15 protein-coding genes and 1 pseudogene are annotated in these 21,241 nt (G+C 38.8%); 5 read left to right on the top strand and 11 right to left on the bottom strand.

What is annotated here, in order from left to right; translation table 11 throughout:
• Positions 1-87: 87 nt before the first annotated feature.
• From HMPREF0106_RS22250 to aroQ, 10 genes are all read right to left on the bottom strand, one after another.
• Positions 88-1,728 (bottom strand): SusE domain-containing protein, encoded by a 1,641-nt coding sequence (locus tag HMPREF0106_RS22250; protein ID WP_009038888.1) that lies wholly within the window; start codon positions 1,726-1,728, stop codon positions 88-90.
• Positions 1,729-1,760: 32 nt separating this feature from the next.
• A complete protein-coding gene (locus HMPREF0106_RS22255) occupies positions 1,761-3,707 on the bottom strand; it encodes a RagB/SusD family nutrient uptake outer membrane protein (protein ID WP_008642445.1) in 1,947 nt (648 codons plus the stop codon).
• Between the two features lie 11 nt (positions 3,708-3,718).
• A complete protein-coding gene (locus HMPREF0106_RS22260; RefSeq protein WP_008642443.1) occupies positions 3,719-7,108 on the bottom strand; it encodes a TonB-dependent receptor in 3,390 nt (1,129 codons plus the stop codon).
• 151 nt (positions 7,109-7,259) lie between these two features.
• On the bottom strand, positions 7,260-8,375 hold the full coding sequence (locus HMPREF0106_RS22265; RefSeq protein ID WP_009038887.1) for a FecR family protein: 1,116 nt from the start codon (positions 8,373-8,375) through the stop codon (positions 7,260-7,262).
• Between the two features lie 155 nt (positions 8,376-8,530).
• A complete protein-coding gene (locus HMPREF0106_RS22270) occupies positions 8,531-9,082 on the bottom strand; it encodes an RNA polymerase sigma factor (protein ID WP_008642439.1) in 552 nt (183 codons plus the stop codon).
• A gap of 145 nt (positions 9,083-9,227) precedes the next feature.
• Complete coding sequence (locus tag HMPREF0106_RS22275; protein ID WP_009038886.1) at positions 9,228-10,454, bottom strand: FtsX-like permease family protein; 1,227 nt, start codon at positions 10,452-10,454, stop codon at positions 9,228-9,230.
• Positions 10,455-10,471: 17 nt separating this feature from the next.
• A complete protein-coding gene (rbfA, locus tag HMPREF0106_RS22280) occupies positions 10,472-10,804 on the bottom strand; it encodes a 30S ribosome-binding factor RbfA (RefSeq protein ID WP_004296522.1) in 333 nt (110 codons plus the stop codon).
• A 16-nt stretch (positions 10,805-10,820) separates the two neighbouring features.
• Positions 10,821-11,477, bottom strand: coding sequence for an O-methyltransferase (locus HMPREF0106_RS22285; RefSeq protein ID WP_004311173.1), 657 nt, complete (start codon positions 11,475-11,477; stop codon positions 10,821-10,823).
• A gap of 20 nt (positions 11,478-11,497) precedes the next feature.
• A complete protein-coding gene (pyk, locus tag HMPREF0106_RS22290; protein WP_004317152.1) occupies positions 11,498-12,955 on the bottom strand; it encodes a pyruvate kinase in 1,458 nt (485 codons plus the stop codon).
• A 36-nt stretch (positions 12,956-12,991) separates the two neighbouring features.
• Positions 12,992-13,411 carry a type II 3-dehydroquinate dehydratase gene (gene aroQ, locus HMPREF0106_RS22295; protein WP_004311171.1) on the bottom strand — a complete coding sequence of 140 codons (420 nt, stop codon included), beginning with the start codon at positions 13,409-13,411 and terminating at the stop codon, positions 12,992-12,994.
• A gap of 62 nt (positions 13,412-13,473) precedes the next feature.
• On the opposite strand from aroQ, the gene xerD reads away from it, so the two are divergent.
• The 5 genes from xerD (at position 13,474) to HMPREF0106_RS22320 (ending at position 20,649) form a co-directional block, all read left to right on the top strand.
• Positions 13,474-14,433 carry a site-specific tyrosine recombinase XerD gene (gene xerD, locus HMPREF0106_RS22300; protein ID WP_004317151.1) on the top strand — a complete coding sequence of 320 codons (960 nt, stop codon included), beginning with the start codon at positions 13,474-13,476 and terminating at the stop codon, positions 14,431-14,433.
• Between the two features lie 135 nt (positions 14,434-14,568).
• On the top strand, positions 14,569-16,263 hold the full coding sequence (locus tag HMPREF0106_RS22305) for a tetratricopeptide repeat protein (protein ID WP_004323056.1): 1,695 nt from the start codon (positions 14,569-14,571) through the stop codon (positions 16,261-16,263).
• Between the two features lie 112 nt (positions 16,264-16,375).
• Positions 16,376-17,446, top strand: coding sequence for a TlpA disulfide reductase family protein (locus HMPREF0106_RS22310; RefSeq protein WP_004323054.1), 1,071 nt, complete (start codon positions 16,376-16,378; stop codon positions 17,444-17,446).
• Positions 17,447-17,459: 13 nt separating this feature from the next.
• Positions 17,460-18,998, top strand: a complete 1,539-nt coding sequence (locus HMPREF0106_RS22315) for a YifB family Mg chelatase-like AAA ATPase (RefSeq protein ID WP_008023278.1) — start codon at positions 17,460-17,462, stop codon at positions 18,996-18,998.
• Positions 18,999-19,122: 124 nt separating this feature from the next.
• On the top strand, positions 19,123-20,649 hold the full coding sequence (locus HMPREF0106_RS22320) for a sensor histidine kinase (protein ID WP_009038885.1): 1,527 nt from the start codon (positions 19,123-19,125) through the stop codon (positions 20,647-20,649).
• Between the two features lie 330 nt (positions 20,650-20,979).
• On the opposite strand, the pseudogene HMPREF0106_RS22325 reads toward HMPREF0106_RS22320, so the two are convergent.
• Positions 20,980-21,241 (bottom strand): annotated as a pseudogene (locus HMPREF0106_RS22325) (ISAs1 family transposase); the annotation flags it as partial.

Here is a 21,241-nt window from a genome sequence, read left to right as displayed (position 1 = left end):
TTTTTTAAAGAGTGCTATATCATTGTTCTCTTTATTCATATAAAAATCACGAGATTGATATAGCACTCTTAATTTTATCCTGCTTGATTATCTCTTATCAAAGAAGACTGTCAGTTCTTTAATATCTAATTCTATGTAATTAACTCCTACAGGTACACTAAAGAAGGCATAGCGGTTGTGAGATTGCCCTCCGACTACAGTCTGTTTCTGATTGTAGTCACTCTCTGCAATATCAAGGCAACCGTCATAAGATCCTCTGATGGCATCTGCTGTTGAGCCAAAGGTATAGCAACCTGCACTTTGCGGTCCGACTTTAAAGTTCAATCCACCCGGATGTGCATTTCCATCTTTGTCTTTAATGGAGTTCTTTCTGGGTAACTCCGCTCCTTTGTATATAAACAAATAAGGATTTGCCAAACTAGGTGTCATAGAATGAGCCATAGTGAATCCTGTATCACCAGTGCCATCTTTAGCCCATCCATCGTATGGTCCCCAAATAAAGACTCTTTCGATAGTGGTAGTCACCGTATTATTGTTCCATGTCCACGAAACAACCATTGGTTTAGGATCTGTTTCGGGGGAGTAAATCGTAACTTTTTTAGTATTTATGTTAATCACAATACGATAGACACCCGCAATCTTAATATTCCAATGATAACCAAGCGCAGCTGCTTCCGGACTCATTGTCGAGATATTCATTGCTGTACCATCTGTAAAATCGCCTGATTCTTCCGGAGCAATAGCCATATCTTTCTGTCCATTAAACAAGATCGGGAAATAAATAGTACCTGGTTGCAGTTCTGCATGGAACGCATATTGATTTTCATCTTCTATCGTGCGAGTCATCTCTACATCTGCGCTAACACAAGTTCCGGCAATATAGATTTTATCAGCTTCTATAAAATTACTAGCCAAACCTATAGTAACGGTACGTGTTTCAAAATCTACCACTACACGATACTGCCCATCTTCAGGAATCACCCAATATCCAGCATTATCTATCCCCTTAATTTTAGCTTCCATTGCTCCATCAGTTATCTGTTGTTCTGCAGCAACTGGTGAGATGGCATTAATCTTATTTTCATCTTTCCAAACAATCGGGAAGTGAAGATTACCTGCCTTCAAGTCACAAATGGAAACATAACGCTTCGGCTGACTTTCCATTGGCAAGATTTCAAGATCTTCACCATCAACAGCTGTGCCTGACATATAAAGATGGTCTGCTACAAAAGTCTTTTCAGAATACATCTTTACTTTTATAGTAACTGTAGAAACTTCCGGTTTTACAAACTTAGGTCCTTCTACAGAACCGATAATACGGGCTTGTAACTTTACTAAATCACCAGGCTGCTGCTTCCACTTTGACACCAATAAACTCTGCAATTCTTTATGAGTATAACTTTTAGAAAAATCATCATCAATATACTCCCTTATCATTGTGTTTGTTCCAAAACTGTTATTTTCCAGATCCATTTTATAAAGATAGGAAATATAATAGTCAGAGCCTATTGGGTCAGCTTCCGTCCAGTTTAACGTCAATGCAACCTCATCCGGGGTATCTTCCTTGAGTTCTATTTCATAATCAGAAGGAGTAAGAACTAAACTTGTACGATTGTCGAGCGAATTAGTAGCATCGTCATCATCATTGCATGCTACTATGAAACACGAAGCAAGTGTCAGGAAGAAGAACCGTAAAAGGTTCTTCTTAAATATATATCCGTTTTTCATATCTATATTCAATATATTAATATTATAACTATTTATTGGTTTCCGACGGTCCAGTCAGGAGTTTGTACCAAATTCCAATTCTTATCAATATCGTCCTGTGGAATAGGCCACCAATAGCTTATAAATTTACGTGTCTGATATACTGTACGAGTATAATATTTATTTCTATAGTCCGCATCGGATACTTTAATATAAGCATTCATGCCATAAAAATCACCATCCAATACTTTCTCGGCTAATTTCCAGCGACGCAGATCATTAAAACGAAGTCCAGATTCACAATTCAATTCCACACGCCTTTCTTGACGAATTAACTCGCGCATTTCTACAGGATCTGATGGGGCTGTTATCTTGCCTTCTTCAGCTGAAACACTATATTCGGGAATACCCGCACGCTCACGAATCAAATTGACATATTTCAGAATCTCTTTTTGATTGGCAGTATAAGTGCCCTTCTCAATGCTATATTCATTCAACGCCTCAGCATAACTTAAATAGATCTCTGCTAAACGACATAATGCACCATGACGGTTTTTATAATCTCCACTACCTTCTTTGGGATTTGCAGATGGATCTACTCTCTTACGTACCAGATAGCCGCTCCATGGAGCGTCATGAGAAGGACCACCGTCTTTACCATCCATATAGAAATCTGTATTTCTCTTACCACCAATATGCCATTGTTCGTTATGCAGTACTGAAATATAAAAACGAGGCTCGCGGTCACAATACATTTTATAGGTATTGGCATCTACAACTACATTTTCATCTTTATTACGATCTCCTTCTGAAGACCCATACTGCCACTTTGTAGAATAGGTCTCTTTTTGCGTACTAAAGCCTGTCTCTGAATAATTAGCATCAGGGTTAACTTTAGGAGAACCATCCGAATTATAACCTATAATAGGTCTTTGACCGTTTCTCATGAAAAAAGCATCAACCAAAGATTGGGTTATTCCGATCGCTCCCACTCCATTAATACCCAAACCACGTGGAATACAGTTTTTATCATACCATCCACCGGAATCCATTGTGCGAACAAACAGTAATTCTCTGTTAGCTTCGTTCCATCTCTTCATCACTGCATTCTGATAAGAAAGAAAAGGATCAATATCACCGTTATCCAAATATTCATAATGCAAATGATAGCCAGCGGCTTCCGCCTCATCGATAACCAGTTTACAAGCATCTACTGCTCTTTTCCATCGTTCCGGATCATGTGCAGAATTAAAGATAGGGGTTCCATCAATGTTTTTTATATTCGCCAATGCAGGATTACCATTCACCAAGTCGCTAGCAGCAAATAATAACATACGAGCACGCATTGCCAAACATCCAACAGAAGTCACACGGCCATATTTCTTATCTTCAGTTTGAGTGGCAGGCAATTGTTTTGAAGCTTCCAGCATTTCTTGATCTGCCCAATCAATTACATTATAAAACGGCTCTTGTTTCAACATCAGATCATCAGCCGAAGTACTTTCACTAGCCTCGCGAATAATAGGAACTGAACCATAAGCTATAGCCATCATAGAATTATAATAAGCTATAAAGAAACGGCATTCAGCTTTCATAAAGTCTACTTCTTCAGCCGGTACAGCCTCCAATGGGTGAGCATGTTTTATAAACAAATAAGCAGAACGAATATATTTGGGATAAGTATTCCAATAAGCAATTACCCCGGGATTGTCTGCTGTCCAGTTACCTTTTTGATATTGAATGGCTTTAAATCCTTGCGCTTCCCAACCAACTGAAGGAATCAGTTCATCAGCTATGGCATCGGGACCATCATAAGTATAATATTCGGGCAGGCCGCGATAAATATATGCCAGCCAACGTTCCATATTCTTTTTATTCTCAAATACTGATTCTAAATCCAACTGGTCATCCGGTTGCTTATCCAGATAATCAGAACAAGAAGAAAAAGTAAATGTCGTAATAATACTTAGTACTATAAATTTTAATATGCTATTTTTCATATGCGCTATTATTAGAATTTAATTTCAAAACCTGCAGATAACGATTTCATAATTGGGTACGCAGCCCCTGTAGTATTTTCGACTTCCGGATCCCACAAATCAAATTTTGAGAATGTTAAAAGATTTGTTCCTCTCACGAAAAGACGAATGCCTGATATAACTGTAGTATTTCTCCACAAATTCTTTGGTAAGGAATAACCAAGTTCAATGTTTTTTAAACGTAAAAAACTCATATTCCGCAGCCACCATGTAGATGGTTGGTTATTATTACTATTTATACCGTCATCCAATCGCGGATAAAATACGTTCTGACTTGGGTTGTCTACAGTCCAACGATCATTTGCATTAGTAAACATATTGCCTGTCACTCCTCTATTGGCACCCGGAATAATGCTTGATCCTAAAATATTCCAACTACGACCTATTCCTTGAAAGAGAGCTCCAAAATCTAGATCCTTATATTTCATATTCAGTCCAAAGCCATATACTATCTCCGGATCTTTTGTTCCTCCGATTGGCGATTTATCAAATACGTCCACTTTACCATCACCATTGACATCCCTGTATCTGATATCTCCCGGGCGGAGTTTGCTTACAAAACTTTGAGTCGGAATTCCTTCTTTCAGTTTACCTGTACTTACGTCTTCAAAATCGTCTTCTGTAAACAAACCTTCTGCTATATAGCCAGTTAATTGCCCTACCGGATGTCCTGTTTCAGCACGGTTAGTACCAACTACTGCACTAGGTTCATCCTTTTCTGTTATTTCATTATGAGCATAGGTAAATGTTCCCATTAAGCTGACAAATAAGTCTTTGCCAAACTGTTTATTAACATTTAAGGAAACTTCTACACCCTGATTAGTCACTTTTCCAAAATTCTTCCAAGGCTGCTTCATAAATCCAGCCGTCATCGGAACAGACTCACGTGGCATAAATATATCTTTACGGCGTTCGTCGAAATAATCTAATTGCAAATCAATCATACCATTCAGGAAACCTAGCTCAACCCCCAAATTCATCTTATTAACAATCTCCCACGTCAAATCTTGTACAGCAAACTCACCTTCCGCCATACCAGTTAAACCATAACTACTATCCAATCCCCATTTATACATGTTTAATGTATCATAGTCATCGGTAATTGTAGAAAGGTACGCAAAACGGCGTCCACCTAAATTAGCATTACCTACCTGACCATAAGACGCACGCAATTTCAATTTAGATATGACCTTACGCAATGGTTGCATAAATGCCTCTTCCGATACAATCCAGCCAATTGCTCCTGAAGGGAAAAAGCCATAACGTTTACCTTTGGCAAAATTTTCAGAGCCATTATAGCCAAAATTAAATTCACCTACATATTTACCCGAATAGGTATAAGATGCACGTCCTGCCAATCCCTGATTACGGTAAGGCAACTTGCTTCCATCATCATAATTACGACGATTAAACAATAACATTGCAGCAACGGAATGTTTCTCTGCGAATGTACGGTCATAAGACAAAGTTGCTTCCATATATACGCTCTTATTTCCATAGTCACCGCTTTTTGAGTAATCCAGGAAATTAGTACCATTGGATTTTGATGCTATAATCAAATTACCTTCATCATCACGTCCTGTAGCAGGTACATAATAATCCGGTGTCTTTCCACGAGAAACAGTACCTGAAGAAAACCTGTCAAATGAGAATGTACCTTTTACTTTCAATCCCGGAAGTAAGAATTTCAAATCTTGTTCTACAGAAAACAGTGTTTCAATCTTACTGTCACTTCTTCTTTTATATCCACTTTGAGTAGCCCATGCCCAAACGTTTGGCTCCTCTGTTGTCGGTATCTGTCCACTGGAATACTGTGCAGGGAAAGCATGAGGTACAGCAACGAACGCTTTCTGGAAAATTTGAGATATATCTTTCGTTGTAGAATTTCTATCTTGCAAATATCCACCAATATTAAAACGTAATTGCGTAGTAGGACTTAATTTCAAATCCACATTAGAACGAACGTTATAACGTTGCAATTTAATAGTAGGATCCCAATCATAGCTTTTATCACGTTTCAAAATACCACGTTCATTATACGCAGCAGCAACAAAAGAATAACGTAATGTCTCCGTACCACCAGAAATATCTACTGTTACACGCTGATTCGAAGCATAATCATTTGCAATTGCATCCATCCAATTCACGTCCGGATATAAATCAGGATCATAACCTGCACGAGTTTTTGCAATACGATCTGTATATTTAGGCTGTTGTCCTGTATCCATCAAGATATCATCCAAAACCTGCATATAATCTGCCGCACCCAAATACTCGGGAAGTTTAACTGGCTGTGTAGCTGCAAATTCAGCCTTTACAGTCACACGAGGTTTACCAACTTGTCCGCGTTTTGTATTAATTAAAATAACACCATTAGCTCCCCGCACTCCATAAACAGCACTTGCAGCAGCATCTTTCAACACAGAAAAAGATTCTATCTCTTCAGGATCAATATTATTCAAATCGCGTTCTATACCATCAATCAAAACCAATGGGTTTTGTCCGGCATCCTGGAATGTACTAATACCACGAATCCAGAAAGAAGAATTATCATATCCCGGTTCACCAGAACGTTGCACAGCTAATACACCGGCAACTGTACCAGCCAGATTATTACTTATTGAACGAGTAGTAGAAACCTTTAACTTTGCAGGTTCAATCGTTGTGATAGAACCAACAACAGACTCTTTCTTTTGTGCGCCATAGGCAACCACTACAACCTCATCTAATTGACCAACATCTTCTACCATTTGTACATTAACAACCTTTCGGTTATTAACAACCTCTTCTTTAGGAATAAAACCAATATAACGGAAAGAAAGCACAGATTTTCTTTCAGGAACAATAATACTATAATTACCATTCATGTCTGTCAATGCATGCACTGTGGAATCATTTTTCAAAATGATTGTTACACCAATCAAAGGCTCACCTTTTTCATCTGAAACGTTACCTGTTACCTTAATACCCTTTTGTTGTATAGTTTGCTGTACTTTAGGAGCTTCTGGCACCGAAATAGTAATTTGTCTTCCCGACATCTTATAATTCAGTCCTGTCTCTGAGAACAACTCTTTTAATACAGCATCTATTTTCTTATTGGAAACTGAAATGGAGACTTTGTTATTCAGATTTTTCTGAACATTAGCAGAGTAAATAAAAATATACTTACTATGTTTTTCGATATAATCTAAAATATCTTTAACTGTAACATTCTCATACTGTACTGAGAATAAATCTTCTTCGGAATTCCAACTAATAGAATTAGTACCGAATGAAGAGAATGGAATCATAAAAAAGACGTTTATAATGCAAAAAAGCTTAAGTCTTTTCTTTAAGTGTAAAAAAATAGTTTTCTTTACCATAAAAATTTCTTTTTAGGTTAACAATTTTGGATTTATTGATTTAACTAGGGAATTACTATCGGGTAAATACGGCAATATTTATCCGATTTTTTTTGTCATAATGGCAGTCTGTTCTTCATAGGCAAACATATTAAAAGATTAATTAAAAAAATTATTTATTTAAATATATACTAGTATCACTTTTTTCGATCGTGAATGACAGGGTTTGCTGAATACATTCAATCACCTCGTCTATATCATCTTTCAAATCTAATTTCCCATACACTTTTTCTTTACCAATAATTGGATCACATTGAATAGATATACCATAGTAGATGCTTAGTCTTTGAATGATCTGCGACAAATCATTACCATTCAATAACATAATCCCCTCTACCCAACTAATATACTCTGCTACATCAACTTGCTTTTGATAAGCAATTGTACCATTTGCTATATTCAACAGATCATTAGGATTCAAACGTGCTTTCTTTTCATTCTTATCAGTAACTTCTACCGCACCTTCCACCAATACAATATTAGTTGTTCCTCCTTTATAATTCGAGATATTGAACTTCGTTCCTAACACTTGCAGTTTAAAATCATCAGACTCCACTATAAAAGGATGTTTCTTATCATGCGCAACTTCCAGGAAAACTTCTCCTTGGGCATAGATTTTACGAATGTCTCCTTTAAAACAACGAGGATAAATCACTTTTGACTGGGAGTTAACGACCAGCCGAGTCCCATCAGACAATTCTACTCTAGCCCTTTTCCCCGCAGGGACAAGCAACTGATTATATTCTTGTTCCTCTTTGGTTTTCTCTTCTTTCTCTTTTATCACTTGTGAATTGACAGCAACTTTCCCCTCTTTCGAATACTTAATGAAAACATCTTCATCCAAATTAAGCTGTTCCTTGGAAGTAATAAGAGTCACTTCCTCAACAGATTGGCTATCCATTTCTTCAGCAATAGCCTGGAAGTCTAAATTAACACTTCCATTCTGATTAAAAAAATAAATAGTTGAAATGCAAATCAAAAAGGAAGCAGCAATAGAAGCTGAAGCAACTAAGAAATATTTCTTTCTGCGCTTCATAGCATCTTTTCGCATCTTTCGTTGAGTCTTCTCTATGATAGAAGATGAATCAATCTTTTCCTGCACACAATTTTCCCAAAAGAATTTCAACTTCTCAGCATCAGGCATAGAAGTAAAATCATCCTCAATATTTTCTTGAGAATTCAATTTACTAAATAAATCTGCGAGACGATGGTATTCTTTCAAGCTCATAATCCTATTTTAATGTTGTTCTATAGATAAAGACGCAACTAAAAAAAAAATCTCCCAGTCAAAAATGATTTTTTTCATTTTTCGGGTAAAAAGAATAAAAGTGGAGTTAGCTATGTGAAAAAATAAGGCATTAATAATGCAGGAGAGTAAAAAACTTAGCTCTTGCGAGATTTCATATTCAATCTTTTAGCAATTTCATCTAACGCAAAAGCAATATGGTTATTGATAGTCTTCACTGATATGTTCAACATATCTGCAATATCTTTATAAGGAAGCCCGTCTATTTTTGCTAAGAAAAAGACATGTTTACACTTGGGAGGAAGTTGTTGAATGGCGTCATTAATTTTAGCCATTTCTTCCTTACTAATCATCTCCTCGGCTGGAGATTGAACCGGCTCAAAAATAAAATCTTCGATATCATCAAATGACAATTCATACTTTCCAGTTTCCTTCCGCAAAAAAGAAATCGCTTTTCGATAGGTGATTGTCTGGATCCAAGCATTCATATTGCCAATTTCAGCCAGACTTTTTCTATTTTTCCAAACTTCAAAAAAAACATCACTCACAATCTCTTCAGCTGACTCCTTCTGGCCAAGTAGCGCAAATGTATAGTGATATAAACGCGAAGAATAATGCTCCATAAAACGATTGAAAGCAATTTCATCGCCGTCTACTATTCTACATATTTCATTATTCTCAAGTTTCACAGAAGTATTTATAGATTATTTCCAATTAACAAAATTGAGCCAAATATAGCAGTATCGTATCAATTACGAAAATAAAACACCATAAAAAGGAATTAAAAGTTATCAATTATAGAAAAATGGCTATAATAAAAACATTACCATTTAGCTATAAAAGTCTCTTACTTAGATAACGTACAGGATACCATACGGAGAGAAAACCAACGGCTAAAACTGTGATAAAGATTAATACGACATCCCAAGCGTGAACGCTGACAGGATAGGCATCTACAACAAAAGTACCACCACCGCCTCCCAATGAAATTATACCGAATTTCTGTTGTATAAAACATAGGATTAAGCCCAGGACAATACCGGAAATAGCGCCAAAAAGAGAAATGAGACGTCCTTCAAAGAGGAATATTCGGGAGATGAGTTTATCACTAGCTCCAAGACTCCGCAAAGTTACTACATCATCCTTCTTATCCAAGATCAACATAGAAAGGGAGCCTATCACATTAAAACAGGCTATCATTAAAATAAAAGTGAGGAACAAATAAGAGATTAGCTTCTCTATCTCCATAATACGGAAAACATCTGCCTGCTGCTGATAACGATTCTGAACAACAAAATCATCACCTAGTATGTTTTCTATTTTAGATTGTACCGATGAAGTATTTACATTAGGTTTCAATTTCAATTCCATCGCAGAGACTTCTGTTGTATAATCCAGAAGCTGACGAAGAAAATCGAGAGAAGTCAGAATATATTTTCCATCATATTCTTGCTGATTCACCACAAATACGACACCTGGAGAATACAGATAATCACGGTTAAAAGAAGCGCCGGGATTTGCCATATTCACTTTGGCATTTCGTTTGGGAAGATATACCTGAAGAGGATCGACAAACTCCAAACCAGTTCCCAAAGTCGCAACCAATTCCACTCCCATGACGCCATAATTCACGATCGAATCATGAAGAACGAATTCTCCCGCGCCATAAAGTATGCTGTCTATGGCCGTCAATTCTTCAAAATTATCTTCCACCCCTTTTAGTACAACCATAGCCTGACGGTCCTTGTATTGCACCATTGCATTCTCTTCGAGCGTCTCTGTAAACACCTCCACTTCAGGAAGTGCACAAACGGCACGAATCCGTTCATCTTGTGCATCAAAGACTTTTCCTTCACGGACCGTAATTTTCAACTGTGGATCAAAAGCCGTAAAAAAGCTGGCCACCATATCCTGAAAACCATTAAAAACAGAAAGAGTGCAAACCAAAGCAAGTGTAGCAAGAGCCACCCCACATACAGAAATGCCGGATATGATATTAATAGCATTATGCTTTTTCTTTGAAAAAAGATAACGCCTGGCTATATAAAAAGGGAAGTTCACCTCTGTAATGAATTATTTCACTTCAGCAATGAATCTATTTTCTCAATATAATCCAATGAATCATCCACGAAGAATTTCAGTTCAGGAATGATACGCAGCTGGTGACGTACACGAGTCCCAAGCTCATAACGAATGGATTTCATATTGTTATTGATATTCTTCACCATCTCTTCTGCTTTCTCTGAAGGAAAAACACTGAGGTAGACACGGGCAATACTCATATCAGGACTGATGCGAACTGCGCTAACAGAGACCAATGTACCCGGCATGGACTTTGTTTGAAGCAGGAATATCTCACTTAGCTCTTTCTGCAACAGGCGAGATATCTTATTCTGTCTGGTTGTTTCCATAAAGTTATTTACTGTTTTACGATTTACTACTTACTATTTTCTTCCTTATAATCGTTAATCCGTCACGCAAAGGAAGTATTACTTTTTCCACTCGCACATCTTGTGCTACCAAATCATTAAAGGCTTTAATACCAATTGTTTGAGCATCCGTATTACGAGGCTGTTCAAGCACATGCCCGTCCCACAAAGTATTATCAGCAATGATATATCCACCTTCGGAAAGATACGCCAATGTCATCTCGTAGTATTCAATATACTTACGTTTATCGCCATCAATAAAAGCCATATCAAAAGTAACACCTAAACGCGGAACAAGTTCTAAAGCATCACCTATATAAAAACGAATTTTATCGGCAAACGGTGATTTCTCCAGCCATGGACGGGTAAAGTCCTCTTGTTCATCATTGATCTCAAACGTATGCAACAGTCCACCTTCCGGCAGACCTTCCGCCAAACAAAGGGCGGAGTAGCCGCTATACGTTCCGATTTCCAATATCTGACGAGGCTGAATCATTTCTACAAACATCTTCAGCATCCGTCCCTGCAAATGCCCGGAAGCCATACGAGGACGAAGGAGCTTTACATGCGTATCCCGATAGAGCGATTTCAAGTAATCGCTCTCGGGATCAATATGCTGCAAAATATATTCGTCTATCGATTCGGTTTCCTGCATAAAACTTACCTCTTTAAAAATTAAAGATAACGGTTGTTGTTTGGTAATACAGTCTCCTCTGCATGCTTCAAAGCATCTTCCACTACATTGATTTCGAGGAATGAGGTCTTTGTTCCTGCCTTACCACTACTTAAATAACCGACCATATCGGAAGGTTGCAAACGGCCTTCTTTCAACAGGCGACGCAATGCCGCAAAGTAATATTGCTGTCCGTTAGCCAATTCCGGCATATAGATAGCTTCCACACCATAAGACAAAGCCAAATGACGCATTGTCTTTTCTTTATAGCAGATAGCCAGCACTGGATACTTTCCACGGAAAGCAGCCAGATTACGAGCAGTGCGTCCGCTATAACTATCAGTGATAATAGCACGTATTTTTAGCTTAGAAGTAGCTTTTACTGCTTGTTTAGCAAGGAACGCCGTAACATCATTACTATTCTCATCTAACGGAATACGGATATCATTTTCTTCCAGTTTATCTTTTTCTGCCTGAGCCGCAATTTTAGTCATCGTTTTCACCGCTTCTACCGGATACTTACCATAAGCAGTTTCTCCACTCAACATCAAAGCATCTGTACGATAGTAGATTGCATTGGCAATATCAGTCACTTCCGCACGAGTCGGACGAGGATTATTTATCATTGTATGGAGCATTTGAGTAGCAACGATTACCGGCTTCTTTGCCAGAATACACTTGCGAATCAATACACGCTGGATTCCCGGAATACGTTCTTGAGGCACTTCGATACCCAAGTCACCACGAGCAACCATTACGCCATCTGCCACTTCCAGGATTTCATCGATATTATCCACCCCTTCCTGATTCTCAATCTTAGCAATAATCTTAATATCACTATTATGTGCATCCAGAATTTCACGTATGTCAAGTACATCCTGACGGTTACGTACGAAAGAGTGAGCGATAAAATCAATATCCTTTTCGATAGCATAAAGAATATTGTTACGGTCTTTTTCCGTTAATGAAGGAAGATTGATACGAACACCCGGGACATTTACGCTTTTACGGCTTCCCAAAGTAGCATCGTTCTTAACTTCACACAGCAAATAACCATCCGTCTTATCAATAACTTCCAGTTCCAGATCGCCATCATCAATCAGAATCGTACCACCGATATTCAGGTCAGACACAAAGTTCGAATATGAAACAGCAATGCACTCACGGGTTGTTTCCAAATCCGGATTACCTACAATCTTTACTTTCTCTCCTATTTTATATGGAATCGGCTCTGCATTAGCCGTTGTACGAACTTCCGGACCTTTTGTATCCATCAAAATCGCAATACGGTTGGACACAGCACGTACATTTGCAATCAAAGCTTCAAAACCTTCACGGCTAGCATGCGCTGTATTCATACGCACTACATTCATCCCAGCTTCAAACAACTGTTTTATAAAATCCACATCACAACGTCTATCCGAGATGGAAGCCACAATCTTAGTCTGTTTCAATAACATAGTCTTTCTACCTATTATATATTATTACCTTATTTATTATCTATCCAATAAAGCCTCCAAAGCCAAACGGTACGAATTTAGCCCAAAGCCACAAATCACTCCTTTACAAGCACAAGCAATCATCGATACGTGCCGAAAAGACTCGCGACTATGCACATTAGAAATATGCACCTCAATCACCGGAGATGTCACAGAACGAATAGCATCCTGCAAAGCTATGGAAGTATGTGTATACGCACCTGCATTCAAGATTATACCATCCACATCAAATCCCACCTGCTGTATGCAGTCTATCATTTCTCCCTCGATGTTCGATTGAAAATAGTCGATCTCCACGTCAACGTATCTTTTGCGAAGATCAGCCAAGTAATCTTCAAATGTAACGCTTCCGTAAATGGAAGGTTCACGCTTACCCAACAGATTAATATTCGGGCCATTAATAATTTGTATCTTCATCGCGCAATCCTGTTTTTTTATACCTTTGTATCTGAAAGAATGTGCAAAGGTAGAAAAAAGAAATGGAAATCAACGAAAAAAAGCATAAGAAGGAACAACAAGAGCTGATAATCAGGAAGTATCAGCAGTATCTCAAACTCGAAAAGTCCTTATCTCTTAATACTCTGGATGCCTATCTGACGGATCTGGACAAACTGATGAGCTTTCTGACATTGGAAGGGATTTACGTATTGGACGTATGCCTGTCCGATCTTCAACGTTTTGCGGCCGGATTACATGACATCGGCATTCATCCCCGTTCACAAGCCCGCATCTTATCAGGAATCAAATCATTTTTCCGTTTCCTCATCCTCGAAAACTATCTGGAAGCAGATCCCAGTGAACTATTAGAAGGCCCTAAAATAGGTTTCAAACTTCCCGAAGTACTGACTGTGGAGGAAATTGACCGGATTATCTCCGCCGTCGACCGCAGTAAAGCTGAAGGACAGCGAAACAGAGCTATTTTAGAAACACTATACAGCTGCGGACTTCGGGTATCAGAACTTATCACCCTTAAACTATCCGACCTCTATTTTGATGAAGGCTTTATCAAAGTAGAAGGAAAAGGAAGCAAACAACGACTCGTACCAATCTCCCCCCGGGCTATTAATGAAATAAAGCTTTACATCACAGACCGTAACCAGATTGAAGTGAAAAAAGGGCATGAGGATTTCGTTTTCGTCAGTCAGCGGAGAGGCAAAGGTCTTTCCCGGATTATGATCTTTCACATGATAAAAGAATTAGCACAAAAAGCGGGTATTACCAAAAACATCAGTCCGCACACTTTCCGGCACTCCTTTGCCACTCATTTACTGGAAGGTGGAGCCAATTTGAGAGCCATTCAATGTATGCTCGGACATGAATCCATTGCGACAACGGAAATCTATACCCACATCGACCGCAATATGCTTCGTAGTGAGATTATCGAGCATCACCCACGAAATATCAAGTATAGGAAAGAAAAAGAGGAGTTATTTCATTAAATTATGATAAAATCGCCCCCTTATCTATATAATTATATTAAGAATTAATATCTTTGCGTTACTTTTTCTGTGTGAGCAGAAGGAGATTGGCAAATAGACGATATTTCAATTACAAACATTTAATTTATACCTAAAATGACTAAGAAGTTGTACTTGCCTTTACTCATGGCAATGGTTGTTGCATTATTCTCTTCTTGCAGCAAAAAAATGGGTGAATTGTCAGCTGATTACTTCACTGTTACTCCGCAAGTGCTGGAGGCAGTAGGTGGTAAAGTTCCTGCGACCATCAATGGTAAATTTCCTGAAAAGTATTTCAACAAAAAAGCGGTTGTAGAAGTTACTCCGGTTTTGAAATGGAATGGCGGCGAAGCTAAAGGCCAACCAGCTACTTTCCAAGGTGAAAAAGTGGAAGGTAACGACCAGACTATCTCTTACAAGATGGGCGGTAGCTACACGATGAAAACTTCTTTTGACTATGTTCCTGAAATGGCTAAGTCAGAATTGTATCTGGAATTCAAAGCTACTATCGGAAAGAAAGTGGTGACTATTCCTGCTGTGAAAATAGCTGATGGTGTAATCTCTACTTCTGAATTAGTAAACAATACATTAGGTAACGCTAACCCTGCATTGGGCGAAGACGCTTTCCAACGTATCATCAAAGAAAAACACGATGCCAACATCATGTTCTTGATCCAACAAGCTAACATTCGTTCCAGCGAATTGAAGACTGCTAAAGAATTCAACAAAGAAGTAGCTAACGTCAACGAAGCTGCTAACAAGAAGATCAGCAACATCGAAGTTTCTGCATACGCTTCTCCTGATGGTGGTGTAAGCTTGAATACTACTCTTGCTGAAAACCGTGAAGGCAACACAACTAAAATGTTGAGCAAAGACCTGAAGAAAGCAAAAATCGATGCTCCAATCGATGCTAAATATACTGCACAGGACTGGGAAGGTTTCCAAGAACTGGTTTCTAAATCTAACATCCAAGACAAAGAGTTGATTCTCCGCGTTATTGCAATGTACCAAGATCCTGCTCAAAGAGAAAGCGAAATCAAAAACATCTCTGCTGTATACAAAGAATTGGCTAACACTATTCTTCCTCAATTGCGTCGTTCTCGTTTGACTTTGAACTATGAAATCATCGGTAAGTCTGACGAAGAAATCGCTAAGTTGGCTTCTTCTAATCCTTCTGAACTGAACGTAGAAGAATTGCTGTATGCTGCTACACTGACTAGCGATCCTGCTAAGCAAGAAGTTATCTACACTCAAGCTACCAAACAGTTCCCGAACGATTACCGTGGTTACAACAACTTAGGTAAATTAGCTTACCAGGCTGGTAACATTGACAAAGCAGAATCTTACTTCAAGAAAGCTGCCAGCGTTAATGCTACTCCTGAAGTTAACATGAACTTAGGTTTGATCTCTTTGATGAAGGGTGACAAAGCTGCTGCAGAAGCATACTTCGGTAAAGCTGCCGGCACAAAAGAACTTGGCGAATCTATGGGTAACCTGTACATCGCTCAAGGTCAATATGAAAGAGCAGTAAACTCATTCGGTGACTCTAAGACTAACAGTGCTGCTTTGGCTCAAATCCTTGCTAAGGACTATAACAAAGCTAAAAACACGTTGGCTAACGTAGAAAGACCTGATGCTTACACTGACTACCTGATGGCAGTTTTAGGCGCTAGAACTAATAATTCTTCTATGGTAACAAGCAGCTTGAAGAGCGCAGTTGCTAAAGATTCTTCATTAGCTAAGAAAGCAGCTACTGACTTGGAATTTGCTAAATTCTTCACAAATGCAGATTTCATGAACATCATTAAATAAGAGAATTACCACTCTATTTTAAATATTAAGAATTGCCTGTCATTATAAATGACGGGCAATTCTTTTTTTTTATCTGTAAAAACCGTACTTTCGCAGAAAAGAAATCAAAGCAATGAAAAAGAGTAGCATTTTAATCCTCATAATCATTTGTCTATGCAGTTGTGGTAAATCTTCAAAGAAGGTTAGCATAACCGGGGAAATCAAAGGTCTGGGCACAGATACGCTTTATCTGTATGGAATGGACGAATCATTCGACCGGATAGATACCATTTTCGCGAAGAACGATAAATTCTCTTATACAGCTTCAATAGACACCATTACTTCTGCCTTTTTACTTATTGACAATCAGACAGAATATCCAATCTTCCTTGACAAAGGAAATCAAATCAAAATAAAAGGAGATGTCAATCACCCGGAATATCTGGATATCAATGGTAATATATATAATGAAGAGTTTACAAACTTTCAGAAAGAACTAAATAGCCTGCCTACCCCATCCGAGAAAGATTTAGAGCAAAAAGCAGAAGAATTCATCATGAAGCATCATTCTTCTTTTGTCAGCCTCTACTTGTTGGATAAATACTTTGTTCAGAAAGATTCGCCCGATTTCAACAAAATAAAGAAGCTAATTGAAATCATGACAGGAATATTGCAAGACAAGCTGTATATTGAACAGCTCAACGAAGCCATCTCTCTGTCAGAGAAAACAGGGACAGGCAAATATGCCCCCTTTTTCAGTCTATCTAATATAAAAGGAGAGAAAATTACCCGGTCATCAGAAGATTTCAAGAAAAAGAACCTGTTAATCAACTTTTGGGCTTCATGGGGAGATAGCATTTCCAATCACCAAAGCAATACCGAGTTAAAAGAGATCTATCAAAAATATAAGAAAAACAAACATATAGCCATGCTCGGTATCTCCCTTGATATAGATAAACAAGAATGGCAGGATGCTATAAAACGTGATACGCTCAATTGGGAGCAAGTCTGTGATTTTGGCGGACTAAATTCCGAAGTAGCCAAACAATACGCCATCAAGCAAGTTCCCAGCAACATTCTTCTGTCGGCAGACGGTAAGATTCTCGCGAAAAACCTCAAAGGAGAACAATTAAAGAAGAAAATTGAGGAAGTAGTCACTGCTGCTGAAGAAAAGGAAAAACAAGACAATAAGAAGAAAAAATAATCAATAATCAAACGTGTTAATTAAAGTATTCGGAGCGGCTGTTCAAGGGATTGATGCAACACTCATCACAATCGAAGTCAACAGCTCGCGCGGCTGTATGTTCTATCTCGTCGGCCTTCCGGATTCTGCGGTCAAAGAAAGCCATCAACGTATTATCTCCGCATTGCTGGTGAATGGTTATAAAATGCCCACTAGCAATATAGTAGTCAATATGGCACCAGCCGACATCCGTAAAGAGGGTTCAGCTTATGACTTGCCTCTTGCCATCGGATTGTTAGGAGCTAACGAAACAATCTCTTCCGAGAAGTTTTCCCGCTATTTGTTAATGGGCGAACTAAGTCTGGACGGAAGTATACAACCTATCAAAGGTGCGCTTCCCATTGCTATCAAAGCGCGCGAAGATGGTTTCGAAGGACTAATCATCCCCCAACAAAACGCACGGGAAGCGGCCGTTGTCAATCAATTAAAAGTATACGGAGTCAGTAATATCAAGGAGGTCGTCGAATTCTTCAATAATGAACGCGAATTAGAGCCGACTGTTGTTAATACACGGGAAGAATTCTATCAACAACAGACGAACTGTGACTTGGATTTTGCAGACGTTAAAGGGCAAGAGAATGTAAAAAGGGCACTAGAAGTTGCAGCAGCCGGAGGACATAATTTGATAATGGTAGGTGCTCCGGGTAGCGGTAAATCGATGATGGCCAAACGCCTTCCTTCCATTCTTCCTCCTCTTTCACTAGGCGAAAGTTTAGAAACCACCAAGATACATTCAGTTGCCGGACAACTAAAACGCGGGTCCTCATTGATTTCCCAACGCCCATTCCGCGACCCGCACCACACAATTTCCCAAGTGGCGATGGTTGGCGGAGGTAGTTTTCCACAACCCGGAGAAATCAGTCTGGCACATAATGGGGTGCTTTTTTTAGATGAATTGCCGGAATTCAACCGAGGAGTGTTGGAAGTGTTGCGTCAACCATTGGAAGACCGCCAGATCACTATTTCCCGCATCAAAAGTACTATCAGCTATCCGGCCAATCTGATGCTGATTGCATCCATGAACCCATGCCCCTGTGGATATTACAACCATCCGACAAAAGCATGCGTATGCAGCCCCGGACAGGTTCAAAAGTACTTGAATAAGATATCCGGTCCATTATTAGATCGCATCGACATTCAGATAGAGATTGTACCTGTACCCTTTGATAAGATTTCCGATCAAAGACAGGGAGAATCGAGCAATATCATCAGGCAACGAGTGATAAAAGCCCGTCAAATACAGGAAAGACGCTACACCGAATATACCGGAATTTATTGCAATGCACAAATGAACAGCAAACTGCTTGCAATGTATGCTCAACCAGATGCCAAAGGGCTCGCATTACTGAAAAATGCTATGGAACGGCTCAATCTGTCTGCCCGAGCCTATGACCGGATTTTAAAAGTTGCCCGTACAATCGCCGATTTGGAAGGAGCAGAACAAATACTCCCCAATCATTTGGCAGAGGCTATCAGTTATCGGAATCTCGACAGAGAGAACTGGGCAGGATAATAACAATGAATACAAACAGAAGAGAATTATTTCATCATCAGCACTATCTTTTTTCATATATTTGTTTTACATTTGTAACAAATAAATAAATTCTAATATGAGAAAATCGATAATAGCTATTTTAATGACATTTTGTTTGAGTATAATGACTTATGCTCAAACTCCCCGAGACAGAGCCACAGAATTAAAAGAACAAGCACAAAGTAGCCTCAATCAAAAAGATTACATCAAAGCACGTTACTTATTCAAAAAGGCATACGAAGCATTTGCAACCCGAGAAAACTATCCACAGGCAATAGAATGTGGTGTTCAGGCTAATGCTTTATACGTCAGAGAGAACTTTTACAAAGAAGGATTCGAACTTTGTCGTGACATGGACCAACTTATATGGGCCGGAGAGCAAAATCAGAAGAAAGTCTTTTATGACCTCCGCTTCCTCGTGAACAAGGAGCGATTGCAGATGTACACGGCACTTAAAAATCCAGCTCAGGCAAAAACACAGCTGAATAAATTGGAAGAAACCGCTAACCTTGCCAAGAATGACTCACTGACAGAAGTTTTACTGTATACAAAAGCCAACTATTACTATACATTTAACCAAAACACACAAGGTGATGCCTGTTTCCGCAAACTAATTAATCAATACAAGGAAAAGAAAGACTACGCCAAAGTGAGTGATTGCTACAAAAACCTTATCGGAATTGCCCGTAAAGCCAATAACGCCCCTTTAATGGAACGCACCTATGAAAGTTACATCGTTTGGACAGACTCCGTGAAAGCGCTGACAGCTCAAGACGAACTGAATGTACTGAAAAGGAAATATGACGAAAGCCAACTGACTATACAAGAAAAAGACGACACGCTATCAGCCAAACAATACATCATTATAGGCCTGTGTGTTCTTGTAGTCATCCTCGTAGCCGGACTGACAATACTGGCCGCCATATTACTGAGATTTATCGCCGGCAACCGCAAATTAAAGAAAAGTGTGAAGATTGCCAATGAACATAATGAATTAAAAACCAAATTCATACAGAACATATCTTCACAGATGGAGCCGACTTTGAATACGTTAGCTACTTCTGCGAATGAACTTTTACAGAAAGCCCCTCAAGAAGCGAGCCAAATGCAGAGCCAGGTCGCTGCTCTAAAGAAATTCAGCGATGATATCCAGGAGCTGTCTTCATTAGAGAATTCATTAACCGAACTCTATGAATTGGGTGAAATCAACGTAGGTACTTTCTGCGAAAATGTAATGGACAAGGTTAAGGAGCATATAAAAATAGATGTTACTCCTTCAGTTAATGCTCCCAAACTTCAGGTAAAGACAAACAAGGAACAACTGGAACGTATCCTTCTCTATTTATTGAGAAATGCAGCCTTCTACACCGAACAAGGACGTATCAGCCTTGAGTTCAAGAAACGTGGTGCGCACACTCATCAGTTTATCGTGACGGATACGGGAATCGGTATTCCGGCAGAGCAACAGGAAAATATCTTCAAACCTTTCACGGAAGTGAAAGACCTCACTACAGGAGATGGGCTAGGATTACCAATCTGCTCACTTATCGCCGCAAAAATGAATGGTAGCCTAACGCTAGATATCGGCTATACCAAAGGAACCCGTTTCATACTGGAACTTCACGTCTAAATTTTGCATAAAACGAATAACTTGTATCATTAGATTACTTCCTAATTTGTTTATTATAGTTACCTCCGACAGGCACTATTCCAAGCTTTTGTTTTGAAGTATACAAAAATATGGACAGGTTCATACATAAACGCATCTCATATTTATAATAAACTTTGGAGTAGTTTATTATAAACGGTATCCATGTTTATTAGAAACTCCAAAAGCTGATTTCCGGTTTTTTATTTCTATTTTTTACAACAAGAAGGCTGCAAATTTTGTAAAATTTGCAGCCTTCTTGCTTATATCCAGCCCACCATTCTTAGTGTATGCTAGAACAGGGCAGACGCATTAAAAATTATTGTTCTGTAAAAGTTGTGACAAATATTTTTCATCCCATCCGGCTTTTAGTCTTTTCAGATTCATACTTCCTTTTGTTGTTTTATCCTTCTTTAGTATGGTAAGTGCCATCTTTGTTGCCACCGAAAAGTTTCTGGCTGCATTTTTCACCTTTTTACTGTAGTCTTCTCGAAAGGTAACATCCAATTGCCAATGAAGATTATTCTCAATAGACCAATGCTGTCTGATGGCAGATGCAATCTCCTCCGGTTTG

Origin of the sequence: Bacteroides sp. D22 (assembly GCF_000163675.1) — a bacterium.
Classification (GTDB): Bacteria; Bacteroidota; Bacteroidia; order Bacteroidales; family Bacteroidaceae; genus Bacteroides; species Bacteroides xylanisolvens.
The sequence above is the reverse complement of the archived record's forward strand: the minus strand, read 5'-3'. Positions and strand labels throughout refer to the sequence as shown.

Excerpts from the sequence above, each read along its gene's own strand:
- HMPREF0106_RS22250 (WP_009038888.1), bottom strand. The coding sequence starts at position 1,728 with ATGAAAAACGGATATATATTTAAGAAGAACCTTTTACGGTTCTTCTTC.
- HMPREF0106_RS22255 (WP_008642445.1), bottom strand. The coding sequence starts at position 3,707 with ATGAAAAATAGCATATTAAAATTTATAGTACTAAGTATTATTACGACA.
- HMPREF0106_RS22260 (WP_008642443.1), bottom strand. The coding sequence starts at position 7,108 with ATGGTAAAGAAAACTATTTTTTTACACTTAAAGAAAAGACTTAAGCTT.
- HMPREF0106_RS22265 (WP_009038887.1), bottom strand. The coding sequence starts at position 8,375 with ATGAGCTTGAAAGAATACCATCGTCTCGCAGATTTATTTAGTAAATTG.
- rbfA (WP_004296522.1), bottom strand. The coding sequence starts at position 10,804 with ATGGAAACAACCAGACAGAATAAGATATCTCGCCTGTTGCAGAAAGAG.
- HMPREF0106_RS22285 (WP_004311173.1), bottom strand. The coding sequence starts at position 11,477 with ATGCAGGAAACCGAATCGATAGACGAATATATTTTGCAGCATATTGAT.
- pyk (WP_004317152.1), bottom strand. The coding sequence starts at position 12,955 with ATGTTATTGAAACAGACTAAGATTGTGGCTTCCATCTCGGATAGACGT.
- aroQ (WP_004311171.1), bottom strand. The coding sequence starts at position 13,411 with ATGAAGATACAAATTATTAATGGCCCGAATATTAATCTGTTGGGTAAG.
- xerD (WP_004317151.1), top strand. The coding sequence starts at position 13,474 with ATGGAAATCAACGAAAAAAAGCATAAGAAGGAACAACAAGAGCTGATA.
- HMPREF0106_RS22305 (WP_004323056.1), top strand. The coding sequence starts at position 14,569 with ATGACTAAGAAGTTGTACTTGCCTTTACTCATGGCAATGGTTGTTGCA.
- HMPREF0106_RS22310 (WP_004323054.1), top strand. The coding sequence starts at position 16,376 with ATGAAAAAGAGTAGCATTTTAATCCTCATAATCATTTGTCTATGCAGT.
- HMPREF0106_RS22320 (WP_009038885.1), top strand. The coding sequence starts at position 19,123 with ATGACATTTTGTTTGAGTATAATGACTTATGCTCAAACTCCCCGAGAC.